The following is a 15,429-nucleotide window of genomic DNA, read 5'->3' on the forward strand; positions in this document are numbered from 1 at the left end:
CAATTGGTCGGGGTACTGGGATTTGAACCCAGAATCCCCACGTCCCAAACGTGGTGCCTTAGCCAATTAGGCCATACCCCGGCGTCAGCCGCGCGCTTCAGGTTCCAGATACTCCTTTGAGTACAAAGCAGTATCTTTCACCTTGCGCCCGCGTCTTCCTTTCAAATTTCTGCTTAACCTCGGCGAGTACGCCTCGGCCCAAGCAGAAATTTGTGAAGACACATGTATTTTCTGGTGGGCGATCGAGGAATCGAACCTCGGACCTCGTCATTATCAGTGACGCGCTCTAACCATCTGAGCTAATCGCCCGTGGTGCCGCGGGGGTGAGTCGTCATCACCCCGTTAATACGGGGGCCAGGCGCTTCCCGTCCGCCATATGGCAGACGGTACTCCCAAAAGGGATAGTCTCTACACCTTTCCGCCTCATCGGCGGACTTGGCTCGGGATTGCCCGCATGGGGTTTCCCCGAATTCACCTGGTTTGCTGTAGCCTATTACTAGGCTAAGGCCCAAAGATTTAGGCCTTCGCTCTACCGCTGAGCTACCGCGGCACGCGGTAATTATCAATTCTTTTCTTTCTGGTGGACGATGGAGGATTTGAACCTCCGACCTCGTCGATGTCAACGACGCGCTCTAACCAACTGAGCTAATCGTCCTCGTCAGAGTCGGACTGCGGGTTGCGCGTGCGAGCAAGCTCGCCCGCTCCACCCTTCGCCCGCCTCTTCCTCTCAAATTTTTTCTTAACTTCCCTCGCGTTCGCTCGGTCAGCCCAAGAAAAAATTTGTGAAGAATCACCCAACCAGAATAGCAGAAACGCCTGGATTTTTCAAGGGGTAAAAAACAACCCGCCCTTTTGGGGCGAGCTGTTTTTTCTTGAGTGATGATATGGTTGCAAAACGTCCGCTAGAGCATATGTGGGTACACTACTCACATAGTGGCTCTAACCTGCCCCTTGGTTTTAACCTTGTAGAGGCGACACAAAGGCTGTACCCCGTACGCTCGGAGAGCGGTACGGGTTCGACCAGCAATAGTTCTGCGCATGACCGCAGAACGGTGATCTCCCTAGAAAGGAGTTGTTCCATCCACAGCTTCCGCTACGGATGCCTTGTTACGACTTAATCCCTGTCATCGGTTTTACCTTGGGCCCGCTAATGCGGACCTTCAGGTACCCCCGACTCCCTTGATTTGACGGGCGGTGTGTACAAAATTCGAGAACGTATTCACCGTGCCATGGCTGATACACGGTTACTAGCGATTCCGGCTTCATGGGGGCGAATTGCAGCCCCCAATCCGAACTGAGACCAGTTTTAGGGGATTAGCTCCGCGTTGCCGCTTGGCGTCCCTTTGTACTGGCCATTGTAGCGCGTGTGTAGCCCAAGGCGTAAGGGTCATGCTGATTTGACGTCGTCCCTTCCTTAACCGAACGTCTCACGACACGAGCTGACGACAACCATGCAACACCTGTCACTCGGTTCCCGAAGGCACTCCTCCGTTTCCGGAGGATTCCGAGGATGTCAAGCCTTGGTGAGGTTCCTCGCTTACTATCGAATTAAACCACACGCTCCACCGCTTGTGCGAATTCCCGTCAATTCCTTTGAGTTTTAGCCTTGCGGCCGTACTCCCCAGGCGGGGTACTTAACGCGTTTGCTTTTTTAGAGGCGGCACTGGGAGGGTCGAGCTCTCAATGCCTAGTACCCATCGTTTACGGCGTGGACTACTGGGGTATCTAATCCCATTCGCGACCCACGCTTTCGTCCCTGAGTGTCAGGACAGTTCCAGCACGCTGCCTTCGCATTTGGTGTTCTGGCTGAGATTAACGGATTTTACTCCTACACCAGCCATTCCACGTGCCTCTCCCTGCCTCAAGCTGCGCCATCTCTCCGGCAGCCCTACGGTTGAGCCGTAGGATTTGACCAGAGATGCGCGCAACCACCTGCGGACGCTTTACGCCTAATAACACCGGACAACGCTTGGGACCTTCGTATTACCGCTGCTGCTGGCACGAAGTTAGCAGTCCCTTATTCCCCAGGTACTGTCAGAAATTCATCCCTGGGAAAAGCAGTTTACGACCCGAAGGCCTTCATCCTGCACGCGGCGTCGCTCCGTCACCCTTTCGGGCATTGCGGAAGATTCTCGACTGCAGCCTCCCGTAGGAGTCCGGGCAGTGTTTCAGTCCCGGTGAGGCGGGTCGTACGTTAATACCCGCTATCCGTCGTAGCCTTGGTAGGCCGTTACCCTACCAACAAGCTGATGGACCATAGGCCCCTCCCTTGGTGATAAATCTTTACTCGTTGCACTTGCGTGCAACGAGACTATGAGGAATTATCCAACCTTTCGGTTGATTATGCCTCGCCAAGGGGTAGGTTACCAATGTGTTACGCACCCGTTTGCCATGCCCTTGCGGGCATTCGACTTGCATGCCTAAGACACGCCGCCAGCGTTCATCCTGAGCCAGGTAGAATAGACGTTTTGCAACTATATCATTGCTCAAGTTTACCCCCGCGAAAGCGGGGGTTAGTGGCGCTTACCAAGAGTTTTGGGAAACTCTGGTAAACATGAGTTGTCAAAGAGATAAAAAATGCCTGCCCAAGAGGCAGACACACGACAAGATACAGTCTCGTTTTGTTGATAGTATTGAATATATCCTATCGTGTGTCTCCTGAACTGAATTGATTACTGCTAACTACTCGTAGTATAGCGCAGGCGCGTATAAGTGTCAAGAAGGGGGTTGTGGACGTTTTGTGGGCTGTTTTCGCTTGCTTTTGCGCCATTTTGCGATTTCGGCGTGGTTTCCGGAAAGCAAAATTTCCGGCACTTTCAACTCTTTTTTATCATCAGTGATAAAAATTTCGGGCCGGGTATACTGCGGGTACTCGCTGGAATTCTCGTCGCTAAAGGATTCTTCGCGGGATGACTCATCTTTGCCCAGCACGCCCGGAATGAGCCTGCTCGCGGCCTCAACCACGGCCAGGGCAGGCAGTTCTCCGCCGCTTAAGACAAAATCGCCGATTGAAATTTGCTCATCAACAAATTCAGCAACACGCTCATCAATGCCCTCGTACCGGCCTGCGATGAGGATGATTTGATCGTATTGGGTTAGCCGCTGCGCATCTCTTTGTGTGAATCGTTTACCTCGTGGAGTAAGGAGAATGATTCTAGTGTCATTGCGAGGAGCCGCTCGTATGTCGTTGATGGCTCGGTATAGCGGCTCCGCCATCATGACCATGCCAACTCCGCCGCCGTACGGCGAATCATCCACGGTGCGGTGCGTATCGCTCGTGTAGTCCCGCAGGTTGTGTATGTTGATTTCAACCAGGCCATTTTTTTGCGCGCGAGCTAAAATAGACTCTTTTAGGTAAGAGTCAAAAATGTTGGGAAAAATTGTAATGATGTCAAATGTCATAAACCAAAAACCGTACTGGCATAAACCTAGCACGGTTTTTGTAATTTTTCAATCAGAGCGCGCGAGCCTCTTCGGCTGGCAGGTTACAGCTTGAGGTCGTCCACGGCGCTGGTGTCAATCGGATCCTCTTTCGGTGCTGCGGCCGCGGGCCGGGAGTAGTCGCGCCGCTCGCCTTCTTCGCGCGGCTTGCGTGGCGCACGGGTGGAGCCTTCGGGCTCGTGGATTTTAAGGTTCACGCGCGCGTTGTTCTTGGCGCCCACGACCCGGAGCAGGGTGCGGATGGCGCGCGCGGTGTTGCCGCTCCTGCCGATGATCTGGCCCATGTCTTCGGGGTGTGTTTTGAGGGTGAGGAGCACTCCCATTTCATCCACGGTACGCTCTACCTGGATGTCATCCGGGTGATCCACCAATGACTTTACCACGAAGTCCAGAAACTGTTGATCTAGTTCTGCCATACTGATTACCTACTTGTTAAACGACTGCGTGTGCCAGCCGTGGCGCGTGATTGGCGGGCTGACGAAACCCCCGCGCCTGCCGACAGCAGCTTTTTGGAGTATACCACAAATTTATGCCCCGTCAATTTTTGGCGCTTCAGCTGGCGTTTGTTCTTTCGGCGCTTCAGCCTTAGGCGCGGGAGCGGCTTCTTTTGTTTCTTCGGCTTTTTTCTTGGGCCTCCATGCCCGGACTTTTTTTCCTTCTATCACGCCCTGCTTCACCAAAAGGTTGTGCACGGTTGCTGAGGGTTGCGCCCCTACGGAGAGCCAGTACTTGATGCGGTCCGCTTTCAGGCTTATAGTCTTGGGGATAGCGACCGGATCGTAGTTGCCCAGGATTTCGTTGTGGCGGCCGTAGAGGTCGCGCTTGTGCTCGGAAACAACCACCCGGTAGGAGGGGCGGTTCTTTTTGCCGATTCGTTGGAGCCTGATTGCTAACATAATGAAGATACTATATGAAATCCGTATTCCTGTCAAGCAACGCTCGCGAGCGCTTTTTCCAGGTCAACGGACAGGAGTTTGGAGACGCCGTTGTCTCCCATGGTTACCCCATAGAGGATGCTTGATTGCTCCATGGTGGCGCGGTTGTGCGTGATGGCGATGAACTGGGTGTCGCGCGAGAGTGTTGCCAGAATGTGGGCAAAGCGTTCGCTATTCGCCTCGTCCAGCGCCGCATCCACCTCGTCCAGCACCACGAACGGCGAGGGGTTGGCGCGGATGATGGCACAGATTAAGGCGATTGAGGTGAGCGCGCGCTCACCGCCCGAGAGCACGCTTATGGAGCTTACTTTTTTGCCCGGGGGCGATGCCTTGATCTCAATGCCTGTTTTTACGCTCTGCGCCAGGCTCTCTTGTTCTTTTTTGGTAAGCCCGGCAGCCAGGTCCTCGGAAAGCATCTCCAGCTCGTTCTGTTTGTACATTACGAGCTTTGCGGAACCGCCATTGAACAGCGTTTTGAAATACTCGCTGAATCCGGCTTCAATTTTTTGGAATGCGCTGGTGAATTGTTTTTCAATGGTTGCGTCCAGTTCAAGAAGCGCGCGTTTTGTTTTTTCAAGCCCCGTGTCCAAATCCTTAAGCTGCAGAACCAGGAAGTCGTGCCGTTTTTTTGCTTCGCGGTACTCGCTGTCCGCTGACTCTTCAATCCCGCCGATCATTTCCAGCTCACTCTTGATGGCGGCAATTTTTTCCCACGCAACGCCGCTTTGCGCGCCCGGACCGGGATGGTAGTTTTTGATGGCGATGCACAGATCGCGCGCAACTTCGCGGTCAATTTCGCTCTGGAGGTCAAGGCTGCGGGTTTCAACTTTCGCGGCCTCAACGTCAATGGCGCTTGCATGCGCCGCCGCCTGGTGCAAGTCCCTCTGGAGCTCCTGGTACTTCCGCTGGGTTTCAAACACGTCGGTGGTCGCTTTTGACTCGGCGTGCCTGAGCTTGTCCACCAGATTCTGTTTTTCCGCAACTTCCTGTTCGGCTCTCGTGAGGTCGCCGTGCAGCGCTGCGATGTTCCGGGTAAGTTCGGAAATTTTTTCCGAAATCCGCGAGGTACCCGCGTTCGTTTCATTGAGAACGCTTTTGAGCTCGGCCGCGAGGGAGGCGGCTTTCGCTTTGAGCGCCTTGAATTCGGCAAGCGACGAGGCGCGTCCGAACGCTTCCAAAAAAGAAACGTGCCGCCGCGCGCTCGCAACGAGCTTTTCGGCGTCAATGCCTGTTGGGTGCTCTTTTTCCACGCGCTTAAGAACTTCAAGCTCGCGCTTGATCCCGGCAAGCGCTCCGGTAACCTCGTTTTTCTTGGCGAGGGACTCGCGGTACGCGGATTGCACCTTGTCGTACCCCCCCACCACGGCGCTCTTTTGCTCTTTTTCCAGTTTGGCAAGCCGGTTCTGTAGTTCGGAAAGTTTTTTGGCGAGCGCGAGGTGGTCTTTTTCAATGCCGCGCTTCCGGTCCCGCAGGGCCTCGCGCTTGGTTGCGGTATCGTGCCAGAGCGAGCCGTAGTAGCTTGTCTGGAGTATCGCGAGCTCTTTTGAGAGCTGTTCGCGTTTTTTGCGTTTTTCCATCTGGTGCGCAAGCAGCTTGACGCGCGGGGAAATTTCCCGGATCAATCCCCGCACCTCGGCGAGATTCTCTTCAGTAGCCTTGATTTTGCTTACTGCGCTTCCGCGCTTGATTTGGAACTGCTTAACCCCGGTCGCCTCGTCAAAAAAATTTTTCCGCTCAAACGGGGACGCGGAGAGGATTGCGTCGGTCATCCCTTGTCCGATGACGCTGTAGGAACGGCCCCCGAAGTTTGCTTGCGCGAGCAGGAGCTGGATATCCGCCAGGCGCACTTTGGAATTGTTGATGCGGTACTCGCCCGTGCCATCTCGGTATACGCGGCGCTTGATGACCAGTTTTTCGTACTCAACGTCCGTTTTTTTGTCCTCATTGTTCAGGTAGAGGGCGACTTCGGCAAAACCCAAACGCGCGAGTTTTGCGGAACCCGAGAAGATCACGTCTTCGCTTTTCTTGCCGCGCAAGAGCTTTAAGCTCTGCTCGCCCAGCACCCAGCGCACCGCGTCCGCGGTGTTGGATTTGCCGCTGCCGTTCGGCCCCACGATGGCGGCGATTCCCGGGGAATGCGCTCCGGCCGACCGCACCGGGAACTCTAGGACCGCCTTGTGCGCAAACGATTTAAATCCTTGTAGTTCAAGTTTCTCTAGGTACATGGCTTTTGTTTTTGTCCTCCGGCAGCGGTCACCAGCCCTTTGCGGCAAGGCCCGCGTGCGCTGCCGCGGTCTCGGCTTCCTGCTTTGAGGTGCCCGACCCTTGAGCGATTTCATGACCCCCGATTTTTACGGCGACCGTAAAGCGCTTGTTGTGGTCCGGCCCGCTCTCGCTCGTTACATGGTACGTGGGCGTTGCCGAAAGTTTTTCTTGGGACGCTTCCTGGAACGCGGTTTTGGGGTCCCGGTACAGCTTATGGAGAAGGATGTCCGGGAGTTTTGAAATGATGTATTTTTCTACGAATTGTTTCGCGCTCTCGTACCCCTGGTCAAGGTAGACGGCCCCGATGGCCGCTTCCATGGCATTTGCCAGTATGTAGTTGCGCGCTTTGGCATTTGCGTCTTTGCTCTCCCCCTTGGAAAGGTAGAGGTACTCTTCAAGGCCCGCTTCGCGGGAGGAGGCGGCGAGCGTGGTTGAGTTCACGAGCGCGGCGCGCCAGTTGGTGAGTTCGCCCTCGGGGTTCGGGTAGCGGCCGTAGAGGTGCTCGGTCACCACCAATTCCAATACCGCGTCTCCCAGGAATTCAAGGCGCTCATTGTGGTCAAGCTCAAACGACGGGTTTTCGTTCAGGTACGACCTATGAACCAAAGCCTGTTGCAAGAGCCTTGAGTTGTTGAATCGTACGCCTAATGAATCTTCTAGGGGGGACAGGTCGTGCATACCGTTCAGTTACTCCTTAACGTCTTTTTGTTCCACTTTCCGCGGCGCGTCGTTCGCCACCTTGGGGTGGTTCTGCGCCGCCATGTCTTTGTAAATGGAGCCCAAAACGCCGTTGACGAATTTTCCGGAAGCGCCCCCTCCGAACGACTTGGCGAGCTCAATGGCTTCGTTGATGGCGACTTTCGGCGGAATGGCGGTATCCAGCGTGAGTTCGTAGATGCCAATGCGAAGCACGTTTCGGTCAACGACCGTTATTTGTTCAAGAGGCCACTCGGGTGCGTACCCCTCAATGGTCTTGTCTATCTCGGCCCTGTTTTTTTCAACGCCGGCAGCGAGGTTGCGCGCAAAATCCTGGTCAGCGAGCCCGGGCGCCAAATTCACCAGGTTTTTTTCCGTTATACGGCCAAGCGCGTTATCCTCTTTTCCGTGAAAATCCCATTCATACAGGCTTTGCATGGCAATGGTTCTGGCGAGGTGCCTGTTGGACATACTACTAGGACTTCGTTATGGGGGATGCCTTGGAAACTTTGCGGTACTCGCCGCATTGCGGGCACACCCGGTGGGGCAGGACGAACGCGCCGCAGCCCGCGCATGCCGAAAGCGCGCTCGGTTTGAGCGCGTGGTGCGAGGCGCGGCGTTTGCCGTGGGAGCTGGTTCTTCGTTTGGGAGGTACTGACATAGTATGGGTACTATACTGAATATTTTTTCTTTTTGCAAGTATCCCCAGGCTACCCACACCTTGTGCGCATGTTGTTTCATTTTACAGCCGCACAAAGTGTGATATAGTAGAAACCGTCTAAAACGCCCCTATGAATCCGGAACAACTCTGGCAAGCAACCCTCGGGGAACTGGAACTCTCGGTTTCCAAGGTGCACTTTACGACTTGGTTTCGTAACACCTTTATCGTTGAGTGGAATGAGGATCAAGTAGTGGTCGCGGTGCCCAACAATTTCACCAAAGCGTGGCTTGAGAACAAATACCACAAATCCATCCTCAAGGTGCTCCAGAATATCACCGAGAACCGGATTGGGCGGATTGAGTATAAGGTTGAAACATCCCCTCGGCGCGCGGCGCAGCTCGTGTCTTTGGTTTCTGCGCCGCAAGCCGAGGCTGATCCTGCTTCGGAATATGCGCTCTCCCCTGTTGCTGCCGCATCCTCCCGGACGTCCGGGGCGGCGCCGGCTTTCAACCCGCGGTATATTTTTGCGAACTTCGTGGTGGGAAAAGGCAATGAGCTCGCGTATGCGGCAAGCGTGCGGGTCGCCAAAGAGCCGGGCACCAAGTACAATCCCCTGTTTTTGTACGGAGGCGTGGGCTTGGGCAAAACGCACCTCATGCTCGCCGTGGGCAACGAGCTCGCGCGCACCAACCCGTCGCTCAAGATTCTCTACATCTCCGGAGAGCAGTTCACCAACGATTACGTGGGCTCATTGCACAGCGGCACCGTGGAAGAGTTCAAGCAGAAGTACCGGACTCCGGATCTGCTCTTGGTGGATGACATTCAATTCATTGGCGGCAAAGAGCAGACCCAGGAGCAGTTTTTCCACGTGTTCAACATCCTGCGGGACTCGCACCGGCAGATTGTACTTACCTCGGACCGGCCGCCTAAAGCCATTCCCGCGCTTGAGGAGCGGCTCATTTCGCGGTTTGAGTGGGGCATGATCGCGGACATCTCAAGCCCGGATTTGGAGACGCGCACCGCGATTCTCGCATCCAAGAGCAAGGAGCGGGGAATTGTGCTGTCCGAGGAGGCGCTGCGGTTTTTGGCGAGCCACATCCAGAGCAACGTGCGCGAGCTTGAGGGCGCTCTGAACAAGCTGCTCGCGCACTGCGAGCTGCACAACATTGAGCCGAACATGGATGTGGCGCGCGAGGTTGTTGCGTCCATTACCTTGAGCCAGCGCAGGGGCACCGTGAGCTCGCGGGAGCTCCTCAAAATCGTGTCTGAATACTTTGATATTTCACTAGATGACCTCACGGGGCAATCCCGGCGCAAGGAGCTCGTGGTGCCGCGGCAGATTACCATGTTTTTGATGCGCGAAGAGATGGACGCCTCGTACCCGACCATCGGCAACGAGCTCGGCGGCCGCGACCACACCACGGCCATGCACGCGTACGCCAAAATCAAGCGCGACTTTGACAGCGACGAGCGCGTGCGCCAGGACATTGGCTCAATTCGCCAACGGTTGTATAATGGATAGGTAAGATTGATGATTGTGTCGGAGCCGCGTGTGCTCCCAATTCAGCAGGGAACCCGCCCCTGTCCGAGGCGTAACTCGGACAGGGGCACCCTGGGTGAATTGTCCGCACACGCGGCTCCTCTAAGTCCGTATGTCTCAGAATAACCCATCCATTGAGGACCTCCTCAAAAAACAAAACGCCCCGCAACCGGACGAGCTCGCGGAACAGAGCCAGGACGAAGGCGCCGAACAGCAGCTCTCGGAGAAAATCGGGCAGATAGAGCATGCGGGCATAGAGCGTGAAATCGCGCAAAAGGCCCGGGAGCTCGGTTTGGGGTATATTGATTTTGCCAGTTCACCCATTGACCGCGAGGCCCTGCCCTTGCTTTCCCGGGAAGAGATGCAAGCGTTGTCCTCGGCCGTATTTTTGAACCGCGCGGGCCAGTTGCGCATGGCTTCCACCAATCCCTCGGATGCGGTTCGGCAGAAGATGGGCGAGCTCGCCGCAAAGCACTATGCGGAAGCGAAACTGTATCTGATTTCCGAGGACAGCCTCACAAAAGCGCTCCATGAGTATGACCGGATTCCCAAAAAACCAAAGCCGCAAAAGGCGGTTGCCATAACTGCGGATGACTTATCAAAGTACGAGGCTGATGTTCGCGACCTTTCATCCCTGCCCGAGAAGCTTTCTAAAATTCCCCTTACCGATGTGATGACCATTATCCTGGCTGCGTCCGTTGCGGCTGAAGCCTCTGACATACACATTGAGGCCGAGGAAAAGGGGATTAAGCTCCGGTTCAGGCTGGATGGGGTCCTGCACGAGCAAGCAGAGCTTTCGCGCGAGGTGTGGGAGCATCTCATCTCCCGCATCAAACTGCTCTCCCGCCTCAAGATCAACATTACGGACAAGCCCCAGGACGGCCGCATCTCCATTGAACTGCCCAATGATAAGCTGGACATCCGCGTGTCCACGATCCCCACGTCGTACGGGGAGAGCGTGGTCATGCGCCTCCTGCGCTCAAGCGCGGTTGGTTTGCAGTTTGAGGACCTTGGCTTGCGCGGTAAATCGTTCAACGATCTTAAGCGCGAGGTGGAGCGGCCGAACGGCATGATCCTCGCGACCGGCCCAACCGGAAGCGGAAAAACCACCACGCTCTACGCCATCCTCAATAAGCTCAATGACGAGGAAACAAAAATCATCACCCTGGAAGACCCCATTGAGTACAAGTTGGAGGGCATTAACCAGAGCCAGATAGACAAGTCGCGGGACTATGATTTCGCAAAAGGTTTGCGTTCCATCCTGCGGCAGGACCCGGACGTGGTCATGGTCGGAGAAATACGGGATTTGGAAACCGCGGACACAGCCATCAATGCCGCGCTCACCGGGCATTTGGTGCTCTCCACCCTGCACACAAATGAGGCGTCCGGCGCCATTCCGCGGTTTTTGGCGATCGGCGTTAAGCCGTTTCTGCTCTCCCCGGCGGTCAACGCTGTCATCGGCCAGAGGCTGGTGCGCAAGATATGCGAAAAATGCAAAGAGAAGGTTGATTTGGACAGCGCAACGCTCTCGCGCGTGTTTGAGGTTGCTAAAACCATTCCCGCAACCGCGGGTGCATCCATTGACCTTGCGGGCGCGGCGTTCTATCGCGGCCGCGGGTGTAATGCGTGCCACGCGAGCGGGTACAAAGGCAGGATCGGCATTTTTGAAATTTTCACCATCACTCCGGACATTGAGAAGCTGATCCTTGCGGGCAACATTTCCGAGAACGATGTCAAGCTCGCCGCCCAAAAAGCGGGCATGCTCACCATGGTGCAGGACGGCATACTCAAAGCCGCGGACGGCATTACCACGGTTGAGGAGGTGTTTAGGGTCACGGAATAGACAAAAAAAGAAGGAGTTCAGCTTTAAGGGCAACTGAACTCCTTGTGGTGCGCGGCGAGCGGTCAAACCCGCAGCCTGCGCGGTTTGCGTGGCGCTACTAGCCCTCCAGGGCCGCGAGGACCTCATCCAGGGCCCAGATGCGCTCTGCGTCCTCCAGGAGCGCATCTATGATGAAGGGGTGGGCCTTCACGGTGTGGCTGTCAATGAACTCAAACCCCGGCGACCACCTGCCGTCGCGGTCCTTGACGAACATGCTTTTGTCCTCAATGACCGTGAGTTCGTCTGCGCCCCCATGCGCGCCTTTGTACCGATAGTACGGCATAGTTCACCTCCCCATGGGTGCGCTGTGTGTAGAATCAATGAACCCAAACTACAGCCAAAAGTATAGGCCGTAGTTCCGTAATTGTCAAATAAAAAGACTGATACTAGCCATTTTTTTCTAGTTTACTCCGTGCGTCTTTGAGTTTTTTCTTTTTTTGTTCTACCACGGCTTTGGGCGCGTTTTTGGTAAACTGCTTATTGGAGAGCTTTGCTTCCAGGCCAGTGATGTACTGCTCAAGATTTTTTCGCGCCTTTGCCAGTCGGGCTTCTTGATCGTGCAGATGATCTTTGCCGATTTTGAGGTAGATGTCAAACGAGCTAGTGTGCACCCGGACGTATTCCTCTTGTCCCGCGGGCTTGGTGGGCAGTACTTGGATGCGGATTTTGGTGAGCCGCTCAACGACAAGCTCCTGTTCTTGGAACAGGTTTTTATATGTTGCCGTGGTGATGGCTGCGTCCAAAATTTCTGCGTAGGGAAGGTTGTGCTTGGCGCGCAGGTCGCGCAGGGATGTCACAAGCTCCTGGAGCGCTGTAAAGTTTTCTTCAATTTTTGGTTTGGCTAGCTTGGGTTGCGCCTTGGGCCACGGTGAGCCAGCCAGAAATTTGTCGTCCGCATCAACCAGTTTTTCTTTTTTCAAGAGCTGATAAATCTCTTCGGTTACAAAAGGGGTAAACGGGTGCAAGAGCTTGAGGCCGTCAAGCAAAATAGCTGGAGCAATGGTGTGCGATTGCTGTTTTGAAATTTCCAAATACCAGTCCGCAAGCTCGTGCCAGAGGAAGTTATAGATTTTTTCCCCGGCTGCCGAAAATTCAAACCGTTCAAAGTACTGATCCACGTCCGCAATCAAATTCTGCAAGCGAGATTCAATCCACTGGTCAGCCAAGGTGGGTGTAGCGGCGTGGACGCTTCCCGTGGCTTTGACGCTCTGATGCATCAAAATAAACCGCGAGATGTTCCAGATTTTGTTTACAAAGTTCCGGTAGCCGGCGACTTTTTCTTCGTAGAGCCGCGTGTCGTTCCCGACCGTGGTTCCGATCACCAAGGAGAGGCGAGTCGCGTCCGCGCCGTACTGCGCGATCATGTCTAAGGGGTCAATGCCGTTTCCCAAGGATTTGGACATCTTGCGCCCCTTTTGGTCGCGCACCAGGCCGTGGAGGTACACTTTTTTGAACGGCACTTCCCCGAGCGCATACGTGGTCATCAAGATCATGCGAGCAACCCAAAAGAACAGGATGTCATACCCGGTTTCCATAATACTCGTGGGATGGAACGTGGCCAGGTCAGCGCCCTTCTTTTTGTTGCGTTTGATCCATGAGTCCAGGGTATCGTTTTTTTTGGGCGCATCCAACAAGGTTGAAAATGTCCATAACGCGGACGAGAACCAGGTATCAAGAGTATCCGGATCTTGACGCAACATTTTGGAACCGCAGTGCGGGCAGGCTTTTGGTTGTTCAATTTGTATAATCGGATTTTTACATTCCAATTTACATTGATGTTTGTCGTCGCCGGAGCAGTACCACACCGGAATGCGGTGCCCGAACCAGATTTGGCGCGAGATGCACCAGTCATGCAGATTCTCCATCCAGTGGAAGTATGTTTTGTTGAACCTATCAGGGATGATTTCAATATCCCCGGATTTCACGGCGCGGATGGCCATTTCCTTGAGTGACGTCTTTTGTGCGGGAATTTTTTTATCCACATCAACAAACCACTGCTCGCTCACGAGCGGCTCAACCGGGGTATCACAGCGGTAGCACACGGAAAGGTTATGCACGTAGTTCTCGTCAATTTTTTCCACCAGGCCTTTCTTCTGCAGGGCCTTGACGATTGCCTCGCGCGCTTCCGCAACCAACATGCCCGCGAACGCGCCGCTGTTCTTGGTCAATTTTCCGTCCGGCCCGATGATCTGCTTGATTTCAAATCCGTGCTTTTGCGCCAACTCAAAGTCCACAAAGCTGTGCGCCGGAGTGATGGTCATGGCGCCGGAACCGAAATCCATGTCAGCGGCAATGTCCGCGACAAACGCGGCCTTTACGGTGCCGTCAATCCAAGGCACGTCCAATGTCTTTCCAATATACTTCTTGTACCGCTTATCATCAGGATGAACGATAATCACCTTATCAAGCACTTTGGTTTCCGGACGGGCCGTACCAATCACAACAGGTCCGTACTTGAGGTAGTAGAAGGGCGCATACTGTTCTTTGTATTCCACCTCGTCATCAGCGAGCGTGCTTTGGCAGCGCGTGCACCAGTTCACAATCCGGTGGCCGCGGTAAATCAGCCCGTCATTGTGCATTTTGATGAACACTTCCGAAACAGTTCGCGAGAGGCCTTCATCTAAAGTATATCGTTCGTGCGACCAGTCGCAGGACGCGCCCATTTTCCGCACCTGGTTTTTGATGGTGCTCTGGGAGTCCGCGACAAACGATTCAACCTCTTTCAGGAACGCTTCACGCCCCAGTTCCTGCTTGGTTTTTCCCTTTTTTTCCAGCAGGTTTTTTTCCACTTTGTTCTCGGTTGCGATGGACGCATGGTCAGTGCCCGGCACCCAGAGCGTCTTGCGCCCATTCATGCGCGCATGCCGGATCATGATGTCTTCAAGAGCGAGCATCACCGCGTGCCCCAAGTGGAGGGTGCCGGTCGCGTTTGGCGGGGGCATGGCAATGGAAAACGGCTTGCCGCGAGCGTTCATATCAGGACGAAACAAACCCGAATCCTCCCACTTTTTATAGAGGCCATCTTCAACCTTTTGCGGCTCGTACGCTTTTGGGATGTTTTTGTCGGGCATATTAGGCGAGGAGGGTTGAGAGGTACGTTTTACCGGCGGAGCTGAACAGTGCTTCTATGCTCTGTTTCAGGCGCGCGAGATTTTTTTCTTTCGTAAGGAGCGGCTTGATTGCGGAGAGTTTCGCGGCAGCCGCAAAAGCCTGGCTCGCGAGTTTTGCCTGGTCAATGTCAATGCCGAATTTTTTACTCGCCAGCGCGGTGAGTTGTTTGATGCCCCATGATTTTTTTTCGGCAATGTAGAAAAGATCAACCGCGTCTTTTGGTTCGCCGCGTTCGTAGAGCGCGAATATCTTGTTTGCGGCAATGTCTTTGAGCTGTGCGACGCGCACCGGCCAGGGCGCAACCTTTTTTGGCTTCATAATCGCCGGAAACGGGAAATAGACGAATTCAATCTTGAGTGTTTTGCCGCCTTTTTTCAGTTGGTACTGTTGCCGGTTCAGATGGGTCCGCTGGCTTAAGCCCGCTAGTTTAAGTGAACGCTTAATGCGTTGCATTGTCATCAGCACAACTTCTTCGGCAATCAAGTCATCGGAAAAAAAATCCAAATCTTCGGACTCGCGGTGATGCAGGTAGTGGGCGGAGAGCAACGTGCCGCCGGTCCAATAAAAATAGTTCGCCAAATCGCTTTGGCCGATGGCGGCAAGGAGCTGGTTTTGCAGGGCGGTGAGTTTCATGCGAGCGCGCGCGTTAAAAATTTTTTCATTCCCGGCGCAAGGGAAAGCCGCGGGAGATGTTTTTTGATGTCTGCCTTCCGCAGCCCTTTCCAGTCGCCCCAGTTGATCCGGCGCGCTAAGTACCAGCGCATGACCCAAGGGTCGGAAAAGTCCGCGGCGCTGATGTCATAGTCCCAGACGGCTGAAGTTTTTTGGCGGTTATAGGGGTGCTTCATATAGTTGAATTTTATCATATTTCAAGCTATAAAACAATGTCGATGCTTAA

Annotated in this window: 13 protein-coding genes, 3 tRNA genes and 1 rRNA gene; 2 read left to right on the forward strand and 15 right to left on the reverse strand. The window is 54.4% G+C overall.

Translation table 11 applies throughout. The features are described from left to right. Positions 1 to 4: 4 nt before the first annotated feature. From HYT31_04185 to rpmF, 11 genes are all read right to left on the reverse strand, one after another. Positions 5 to 81: transfer RNA gene (locus HYT31_04185), tRNA-Pro, on the reverse strand. A 151-nt stretch (positions 82 to 232) separates the two neighbouring features. After that, positions 233 to 309, reverse strand: a tRNA-Ile gene (locus tag HYT31_04190). A gap of 269 nt (positions 310 to 578) precedes the next feature. Continuing rightward, positions 579 to 655: transfer RNA gene (locus HYT31_04195), tRNA-Val, on the reverse strand. Between the two features lie 402 nt (positions 656 to 1,057). After that, positions 1,058 to 2,455, reverse strand: a 16S ribosomal RNA gene (locus tag HYT31_04200). Between the two features lie 260 nt (positions 2,456 to 2,715). After that, on the reverse strand, positions 2,716 to 3,402 hold the full coding sequence (trmD, locus tag HYT31_04205; GenBank protein MBI2050977.1) for a tRNA (guanosine(37)-N1)-methyltransferase TrmD: 687 nt from the start codon (positions 3,400 to 3,402) through the stop codon (positions 2,716 to 2,718). Positions 3,403 to 3,485: 83 nt separating this feature from the next. After that, the gene (locus tag HYT31_04210) at positions 3,486 to 3,857 is read right to left on the reverse strand and encodes a KH domain-containing protein (GenBank protein ID MBI2050978.1); all 372 of its coding nucleotides are present in this window, start codon (positions 3,855 to 3,857) and stop codon (positions 3,486 to 3,488) included. Positions 3,858 to 3,968: 111 nt separating this feature from the next. Then, on the reverse strand, positions 3,969 to 4,337 hold the full coding sequence (gene rpsP, locus HYT31_04215) for a 30S ribosomal protein S16 (protein MBI2050979.1): 369 nt from the start codon (positions 4,335 to 4,337) through the stop codon (positions 3,969 to 3,971). A 32-nt stretch (positions 4,338 to 4,369) separates the two neighbouring features. Continuing rightward, on the reverse strand, positions 4,370 to 6,601 hold the full coding sequence (locus HYT31_04220) for an AAA family ATPase (protein ID MBI2050980.1): 2,232 nt from the start codon (positions 6,599 to 6,601) through the stop codon (positions 4,370 to 4,372). A 28-nt stretch (positions 6,602 to 6,629) separates the two neighbouring features. After that, positions 6,630 to 7,319 (reverse strand): ribonuclease III, encoded by a 690-nt coding sequence (gene rnc, locus HYT31_04225; protein MBI2050981.1) that lies wholly within the window; start codon positions 7,317 to 7,319, stop codon positions 6,630 to 6,632. 9 nt (positions 7,320 to 7,328) lie between these two features. Further along, positions 7,329 to 7,808 carry a transcription antitermination factor NusB gene (gene nusB, locus HYT31_04230; protein MBI2050982.1) on the reverse strand — a complete coding sequence of 160 codons (480 nt, stop codon included), beginning with the start codon at positions 7,806 to 7,808 and terminating at the stop codon, positions 7,329 to 7,331. A 4-nt stretch (positions 7,809 to 7,812) separates the two neighbouring features. Next, positions 7,813 to 7,998 carry a 50S ribosomal protein L32 gene (gene rpmF, locus HYT31_04235; protein MBI2050983.1) on the reverse strand — a complete coding sequence of 62 codons (186 nt, stop codon included), beginning with the start codon at positions 7,996 to 7,998 and terminating at the stop codon, positions 7,813 to 7,815. A gap of 130 nt (positions 7,999 to 8,128) precedes the next feature. Between rpmF and dnaA the strand changes: the two genes are divergently transcribed. Further along, positions 8,129 to 9,520: a chromosomal replication initiator protein DnaA gene (gene dnaA / locus HYT31_04240; protein ID MBI2050984.1), complete on the forward strand. Its 1,392-nt coding sequence runs from the start codon at positions 8,129 to 8,131 to the stop codon at positions 9,518 to 9,520. A gap of 130 nt (positions 9,521 to 9,650) precedes the next feature. Beyond that, the gene (locus HYT31_04245; GenBank protein MBI2050985.1) at positions 9,651 to 11,381 is read left to right on the forward strand and encodes a type II/IV secretion system protein; all 1,731 of its coding nucleotides are present in this window, start codon (positions 9,651 to 9,653) and stop codon (positions 11,379 to 11,381) included. Between the two features lie 97 nt (positions 11,382 to 11,478). Here HYT31_04245 and HYT31_04250 read toward each other — a convergent pair whose 3' ends face one another. From HYT31_04250 to HYT31_04265, 4 genes are all read right to left on the reverse strand, one after another. Next, positions 11,479 to 11,703, reverse strand: a complete 225-nt coding sequence (locus HYT31_04250; GenBank protein ID MBI2050986.1) for a hypothetical protein — start codon at positions 11,701 to 11,703, stop codon at positions 11,479 to 11,481. A gap of 103 nt (positions 11,704 to 11,806) precedes the next feature. Next, positions 11,807 to 14,491 (reverse strand): valine--tRNA ligase, encoded by a 2,685-nt coding sequence (locus tag HYT31_04255; protein MBI2050987.1) that lies wholly within the window; start codon positions 14,489 to 14,491, stop codon positions 11,807 to 11,809. Between the two features lies 1 nt (position 14,492). Then, positions 14,493 to 15,164, reverse strand: a complete 672-nt coding sequence (locus tag HYT31_04260) for a nucleotidyl transferase AbiEii/AbiGii toxin family protein (GenBank protein ID MBI2050988.1) — start codon at positions 15,162 to 15,164, stop codon at positions 14,493 to 14,495. Further along, entirely contained in the window at positions 15,161 to 15,379 is a 219-nt protein-coding gene (locus HYT31_04265) for a hypothetical protein (GenBank protein ID MBI2050989.1), read from the reverse strand. The genes HYT31_04260 and HYT31_04265 overlap by 4 nt, the downstream gene beginning before the upstream one ends. Between the last annotated feature and the right edge of the window lie 50 nt (positions 15,380 to 15,429).

It is taken from the genome of Parcubacteria group bacterium, assembly GCA_016181765.1.
Classification (GTDB): domain Bacteria; phylum Patescibacteriota; class Patescibacteriia; order UBA2169; family UBA2169; genus CG10-46-32.